Here is a 7,100-nt window from a genome sequence, read left to right on the forward strand (position 1 = left end):
GCTTTAGCCGTAGAAGTAGCTGCCGGCCTGGCCGGGCGCGCGCACCATGTAGCGGTCCAGCTCCTGCCGCGCCATCGCCGGCGACAGGCCGACGTCGTTCTCCAGCACCAGGCGCGCCCGCTCGCGGTCGATCAGGCCGAGATTGAGCATCGGGTCGAGCATGGCACGCGCTGCGCGCAGCAGGCGGAACTGCAGGGCGATCAACTGCCCGTCCAGCGGCTCGTACGGCACCATCTCGGCCTCGGCGTACAGCGCCCAGCCTTCGACGTTGACCGAGTTGAACGCGAACAGGCTGCGCGCCAGCGACACTCCGCGCTCGACCATGGCGGTGAACTGCAGTTCGTGGCCGGGCCGGCCCTCGTGCGCGCTCAGCGTCCATGCCGCCGCGCCGAAGTTGAAGTCGTCGTAGTGCTCGCCCTTGCCGGCGCTGTCCGGATTGCCCAGCGGCAGCACGAAGGTGCCCTGCTCGCCGGTGTTGCCGACCAGCGGTGCCGGGCGGAAATGCGGCGCCGGTTGCGCGGCGCTCTCGGCCGGCGAGCCCAGGCGCATCTGCATCGGCCGCTGCGGCACGTCGACGATGCGCTGCTGGCGGATGATCGGATCGATGCGGTCGATGACGCTGCGGTAGTGGGCTTCGAGCTTGTCGTCGGCAATGGTGTCGCGCTTGAGCGCGCGCAGCACGGTGCGGCAATCGCGGGCGTCGTCGCCGCGCAGGCCCTTGGCCGCAGCCACCAGTGGCGCCAGTTGCTGCATCGCCGCGCGGGTTTCCATGAATTCCAGCTGCGCGCGTTGCATCAGCACCTGCGGTGCGATGTCGATGCCGACCTGCTTGAGCTGGAACGCATACAGCTCGGGCGGCAGGCGCGCATCCTCGCGCGCCTGCGGCAACACCACCGTGCGGGTCCAGGTGGCGTAGTCCTGGAACTGCTTGTCCAGCGCTGCCAGCGCCGCTTCCGCGCCGGTGATCTTGTACTCGGCGAACAGCGCGCGAATGCCCTTGGCGTAGGTATCGACATTGCTCAAGGCCTGCTCGACCTCGCGCCTGGTCGGCTGCAGGAGATTGCCGTCCGCGCGCTTTTCTTCGTAGCGTTGCCGCGCCAGCTGCAGGGTCGAGGTGCTGCCCGGCGCCAGGCCGACGTAGCGCTGCAGCCGCAGCAGCGCCTTGGCGCGGCGCGCCGCCGGTACCTGCTCGGACAACAGGTTGTTGATGCCGCCGAACACGTGCTGCGGCGCGTCGGTCCATGGCAGCAAGAAACGCTCGTTGAGCGTGCTGCCCTCGATGGACTGGTCGGCGGCGTGGATCAGGATCGCCAGATCCTGGCGCACGTTCGGATCGCGCTCCACCTGCAGTTTTTCCTGCAGCGTGCGGCGCGCGGCAGCGGTCGCCTCGCGGAAACGCCGCGCGTTGTCGGGCCCGAAATCGGAGACCTGGTCGTCGAATCCCGGCACGCCGAAGAAGCTCACTTCCTCGGCCTGGAACGGCGCCTGCGCCTGCAGCAGGATCTGCGCGAACGCATTGCTGCGCTCCACCCAGGCCGGCACGCGCGTGGCCGATGCGGCAGCCGGTGCGGCCGCCGCGTCCATCGCCGAAAACGGCAAAGGCGCCGCCAGGGCCAGGGTCAGGGCGATGGCGAGGACACGTGGCTTCATGGCGCAGCTCCGACAGAATGATGTCAGGACCGTACGCGGCGCGTGCCGGCTCGGCCATCTGCCGGAGGTCATGGCCGCCGCCACGCCGCAGTGCAGCATGCGGATGAAGACTACGCCGCCGCGGTCGCGCACATGCTGTGCCGGCAACAGAGGCGCGCGATTGCAGGAAATGGCCGGTGCGATCGCGCTCTACCCAAGGCGCCACCCACGCACCACGCGGTGCGGTGGGCGGCAGATCGTTCGCCGCTGCTTACTTCGTCGCGTCGGCCTCTGCCGGCGTGGCACTGTCGTCGACATCTGTGGCAGGCACCGGCGGCGCCTCGACCGCCATCTCGTCCGCCTCTTCGTCCTCGTCCTCGGCATCCTGCCCGAGCGCATCGAGCAGCGGGATCGCTTCACCCGCATCCGGCAACACCTGCAAGGTGGTGTAGTGCCACTCGCCCGCATGGCGCTCGGCTTCGATGTACAGGGTGCCGTTGGCGCGGCTGCCGTGCAGCGACACGCTCAGCTCGGCATTGCCACTGCCGCCGCCGCTGCTGTTGAAGCTGCCGCTGGGCATGATGCCGTCCTTGATCGGCGCGCCCAGCGCAGCCGCCACGCGCGGGTCGTGTTGCGCGGCCATCACACCGACCCGGTAAGGCTCGGACGACTTGGTGACGCGCGCGATGCCGAGCACGAACACCGCGATCGACGCCAGCAGCAGGGCGCCGAGCACCAGCACGATCAGCGGCACCGCCCACTTCCAGTGCCGTGCCCACCAGCCGCGCTTGGCCGGTGGCAGCGCCGTGGCGGAGGTGGGACCGGGCGTGCCGGGCAGCGGTGGCGGACTCGACATGACGTCACTCCTTGTCGTGCGGAAGCGGGAAGGTGGAAGCGGAACGGCGCACTCAGGGCTTGAGGCAGCGCGCCAGGAAGGCTTCGGTGGTGCGATAGCGGTGCAGCGCGTTGCTGCCGGACAGGCCGTGCTTGGCGCCCGGATAGGTCATCAGCTCGAACAGCTTGCCGCGCTTCTGCAGTTCGCTCATCAGCGAGGTGGAATTGGTGAACAGCACGTTGTCGTCGGCCATGCCGTGCAGCAGCAGCAGTTGCGAGGTCAGCCCGTCCAGGTGCGCGGCCACGCGGCTGTCGCGGTAGCCATCGGGATTGGCCTTGGGCAGGTTCATGTAGCGCTCGGTGTAGTGGCTGTCGTACAGACCCCAGTCGGTCACCGGCGCGCCGGCGGCGCCGCAGGCATAGGCCTCGCTGTGCTTGGCCAGCAGCATCAGGGTCATGTAGCCGCCGTTGGACCAGCCGTACACGCCGATACGCGCCGCATCCACCCACGGCTGCGCCTTCAGCCAGGCCACGCCGCGCAACTGGTCGTCCACTTCCACGGTGCCCTGGTGCTGGTACAGCGCGCCGCCGAAATCGCGGCCGCGGCGCGGCGTGCCGCGGTTGTCCAGCGAAAACACCACATAGCCGTGCTGCGCCAGATACTGGTCGAACAGCGCATCGCCGCGGCCGGGCCAGCCGTCGACCACGGTCTGCGCGGCCGGACCGCCGTACACATAGACCACCACCGGGTAGCGCTTGCCCGGGTCGAACCCGTCCGGCTTCATCAGCCGGTAGTGCAACTGGGTCTTGCCATCGGCGGCGGTCAGGGTGCCGAACTCGACCGGACGCTGCGCGGCGCGGTAGGCCGCATACGGGTGTTGCGGATCGGCCAGGTCGTTAACCAGCAGGGTGGCGATCTTTTCGCCAGTGGCGCGGAACAGCTCGATCTGCGGCGGCGTGGTGGTGTTGGACCAGCTGTCGACATACACGCTGGCGTTCTTGGCGAAGCTGGCGGCATGCGTGCCATTGGGCTTGGACAGCTGCGCGATGGCACCGCCGGCCAGCGGCACCGCGTAAATCTGCGTCTGCGTCGGCGACGCCTTGGTCGCGGAGAAATAGACCTTGCCGGCCGCCTCGTCCACCGCGAGCAGCTCGTCCACCACCCACTCGCCCTGGGTCAGCGGGCGCAGCGTGCGGCCGTCTTCCGAAGCCAGGTACAGGTGTTCGTAGCCGCTGCGCTCCGAGCCCCAGACGAAGCGCCCATCCTTGAGGAAGTGCAGGTCGTAGGTGAGCGGGACCCAGGTCGGGCTGGTCTCGGTGATCAGCACGCGCTGCTTGCCGGTGGCCAGGGTCGCCTCGATCAGCTCCAGGCGCTTCTGGTCGCGCGACTGGCGCTGGAAGGTCAGCCGTTGCGGATCGCGCCAGTCCACCCGCGCCAGGTAGATGTCCGGGTTCTTGCCCAGGTCGATCCACTCCGGCTGCGCGCCGGCACGCGGCGCGATCGTGCCGAGCTGGATCTTGACGTTGGGCTGGCCGGCCTGCGGATAGCGCTGCTCCACCACCTCGGTGTGGTCGGCGTAGACCTCCGGGCGCTTCTGCACCGGCACCTCAGTTTCGTCGATGCGCGCGAAGGCGATCGCCGAGTCGTCCGGCGCCCACCAGTAGCCGGTGTGGCGATCCATCTCCTCATCGGCGACGAACTCGGCCACACCGTTGCCGATGGTCTCGCTGCCGTCGCGGGTGAGCTGGTGCTGCTGGCCGCTGGCCAGGTCGATCACCCACAGGTTGCGCCCGCGCACGAAGCTGACGTAGCCGCCCTTGGGCGAGATCTTGGGATCGGTGACGAAGCCTTCGCCGTGGGTGAGCTTGCGCACCGCGGCGCTGCCGCTCTTGCGCAGGTCGTACAGGTACAGCTCGCCGCCAAGCGGGAACAGCAGCGCATGCGCGTCCGGCGCCCACTGGTACTCGACGATGCCGGTGTAGGCGGCGATGCGCTGGCGCTCGCGGCGCGCCTTCTCCTCGTCGCTCAGGGTCTCGGTGCCGGGCAGCACCAGCTTGGAATCCACCAGCATGCGGGTCTGGCCGCTGGCGATGTCGTATTCCCAAAGGTCCAGTTGGTTGCGGTCGCTGTCCTTGCCGCGCAGGAAGGTCACCCGCGAGCCGTCCGGCGCCACCTTGGGCTTCATCAGAGTCGGCCCGGACAGCGGCTTGCTGCCGGTGATGGCCTCCAGGGTCAGTTTCTCGGCGTGGGCGGGAACGATGGGGGTGGCGAGCATGAGGGCGAGAGCGGCGAACAGAGAGCGCATGAAGGTTCCTGATGGAGCACCGAGCGCACGGATGATGCGCGTGCGCCCGGGATTTGAGAAGCGCGCCGGCTCAGCGCTGCCCGAACAGGTGCTTGCGCTCGGCGTCGCTGAGCGGCTTGCCCGCGTTCGGGTTCACCTGCTCCTTCAAGGCGTAGGCGCGCTGGGTGGCCGGGCGCGCGGCGATGGCCTCGTGCCAGCGCTTGAGGTGCGGGAAGGCGGCGTAATCGGGGGTCAGGCCGTTGTACACCTCGATCCACGGGTAGCTGGCCATGTCGGCGATGCCGTAGTCGTCGCCGGCCAGGTAGGCGCTGTGCGCCAGACGCTTGTCCAGCACCCCGTGCAGGCGCCGCACCTCGTTGCCGTAGCGTTCGATCGCATAGCCGATCTTCTCCGGCGCGTAGACGTTGAAATGCCCCATCTGCCCGGTCATCGGGCCGAGCCCGGCCATCTGCCAGAACAGCCATTCCAGCGCGACCACGCGCCCGCGCGGATCGGCCGGGAGGAAGCGGCCGGTCTTCTCGGCCAGATACAGCAGGATCGCGCCGGATTCGAACACGCTCTGCGGCGCGCCGCCGTCGGCCGGGGCGTGGTCGACGATGGCCGGCATCTTGTTGTTGGGCGAGATCGCCAGGAAGTCGGGCGCGAACTGCTCGCCGGCACCGATGTTGACCGGCTTGAGCGTGTAGTCCAGCCCGGCTTCCTCGAGGAACAGGGTGACCTTGTGCCCATTGGGGGTGGGCCAGTAGTACAGATCGATCATGACGGCGCTCCTGGTAGGGGAGCCCGAGTGTAGCGGCGGCCCCCGGCTTGGCAGCGTCATCGCCGGCCGGGTACCCTGGCCGCTCCCGCAACGCAGCATTCCAGACCACGCCATGACTCCAGAGCGGCCCCGCCTGCATCCCCTGTCCAACCTGATCTTCGCCTCGCGCTGGCTGCAGTTGCCGCTGTACCTGGGACTGATCGTGGCCCAGGGCGTCTACGTGTTCCTGTTCGGCAAGGAGCTGTGGCACCTGATCCACGAGGCGCCGAGCCTGGGCGAGCAGCAGATCATGCTGATCGTGCTCGGCCTGATCGACGTGGTGATGATCTCCAACCTGTTGGTGATGGTGATCGTCGGCGGCTACGAGACCTTCGTGTCGCGGCTGGGCCTGGAGGGCCATCCGGACCAGCCGGAGTGGCTGAGCCACGTCAACGCCAGCGTGCTCAAGGTCAAGCTGGCGCTGTCGATCATCGGCATCTCCTCGATCCACCTGCTCAAGACCTTCATCGCGGTCGGCGCGCTCGGCGGGATGCCGATGTGCTCGCCGGAACAGCTGGCCAGCGCCGTGGGGACGGTGGACCTGAAGAGCTGCGCGACGCTGACCGCCACCGGCGTGCTGTGGCAGACCATCATCCATGGCATCTTCATCCTGTCGGCGATCGGCATCGCCTGGACCGACCGGATCATGTCCGCGTCCGCGCCGGCGCGGCCGGCGCATTGACCGGCGCGCGCCGCGTCACGCTTTTTGCCGCATGGCAGCGGCTGCCACGCACGCAGCGGCCGCGGATGCTAGATTGATCGATGGGGTGCGCTGGCGGCATGGGGGCCGCAGCACCGCGAACGCACCGCCGTCGCATCGTTGATTGCCAACACCGGGGATTCAGGGGGACGCATGTCGCAACTCACCACACTCGCCAAGGCGCGCCGGGTCGCGCCGATCCTGTTGCTGGCCGCGCTGGCGGCCTGCTCCAAGCAGGAAGAGGCCGCACCACCCAGCGCGGCACCGGCCACCGCCGCGGCCAACGCACCGGCACCGCCGGCGGTCTCGGCCAAGGTGCAGTCGATGGGCACCGAACAATTGCACGACTCGGCCAGCCAGGCGCTGCGCGAGAACCGCATGTATGCACCGGCCGGCAACAACGCGGTCGAGTACTACCTGGCGTTGCGCGACAAGCAGCCGGACGACGCCGGGGTCAAGAGCGCGCTGACCGACCTGATGCCGTACACGCTGATCGCCGCCGAACAGAGCATCAACCGCGAGGACTTCCCGGAAGCCCAGCGCCTGATCGGCCTGATCGAGAAGATGGATCCGCAGGCGCCGGCGCTGCCGCGGCTCAAGCAGGGCGTGAGCAAGGGCATGGAGGCCGTGGCCCAGCGCAGCCAGGACGAGACCGACAAGGCCAAGAAGGACGCCGAGCAAAAGGCCAAGCTGGCGGCCGAGCAGCAGAAGCAGGCGCAGCAGCAGGCCAGCGAGGCGCAGGCGGCGCAGCAGATCGCCGCACAGCAGGAGGCCGCGCGCCGCGAGAGCGCACGCCAGGAGGCCGAACGCCAGGCCGCCGCGCGCCCCGCCA

The 7,100-nt window shown here is 69.0% G+C and carries 6 protein-coding genes; 2 read left to right on the forward strand and 4 right to left on the reverse strand.

All coding sequences use genetic code 11. The annotated features are described in order from the left end of the window. Positions 1-3: 3 nt before the first annotated feature. From D588_RS0105855 to D588_RS0105870, 4 genes are all read right to left on the reverse strand, one after another. The gene (locus D588_RS0105855; RefSeq protein ID WP_017915313.1) at positions 4-1,650 is read right to left on the reverse strand and encodes a DUF885 domain-containing protein; all 1,647 of its coding nucleotides are present in this window, start codon (positions 1,648-1,650) and stop codon (positions 4-6) included. A gap of 250 nt (positions 1,651-1,900) precedes the next feature. Further along, positions 1,901-2,485: a cytochrome c oxidase assembly factor Coa1 family protein gene (locus D588_RS0105860; protein ID WP_017915314.1), complete on the reverse strand. Its 585-nt coding sequence runs from the start codon at positions 2,483-2,485 to the stop codon at positions 1,901-1,903. Between the two features lie 52 nt (positions 2,486-2,537). Next, the gene (locus D588_RS0105865) at positions 2,538-4,769 is read right to left on the reverse strand and encodes a S9 family peptidase (RefSeq protein WP_026143422.1); all 2,232 of its coding nucleotides are present in this window, start codon (positions 4,767-4,769) and stop codon (positions 2,538-2,540) included. A 70-nt stretch (positions 4,770-4,839) separates the two neighbouring features. Then, positions 4,840-5,529: a glutathione binding-like protein gene (locus D588_RS0105870; protein WP_017915316.1), complete on the reverse strand. Its 690-nt coding sequence runs from the start codon at positions 5,527-5,529 to the stop codon at positions 4,840-4,842. A 112-nt stretch (positions 5,530-5,641) separates the two neighbouring features. Between D588_RS0105870 and D588_RS0105875 the strand changes: the two genes are divergently transcribed. Beyond that, the gene (locus D588_RS0105875; protein WP_017908501.1) at positions 5,642-6,250 is read left to right on the forward strand and encodes a TIGR00645 family protein; all 609 of its coding nucleotides are present in this window, start codon (positions 5,642-5,644) and stop codon (positions 6,248-6,250) included. 171 nt (positions 6,251-6,421) lie between these two features. Further along, on the forward strand, positions 6,422-7,100 hold a 679-nt coding region (locus D588_RS27730), incomplete at its 3' end, for a hypothetical protein (RefSeq protein ID WP_017915317.1).

This window comes from Xanthomonas sp. SHU 308 (assembly GCF_000364645.1).
Classification (GTDB): Bacteria; Pseudomonadota; Gammaproteobacteria; order Xanthomonadales; family Xanthomonadaceae; genus Xanthomonas_A; species Xanthomonas_A sontii.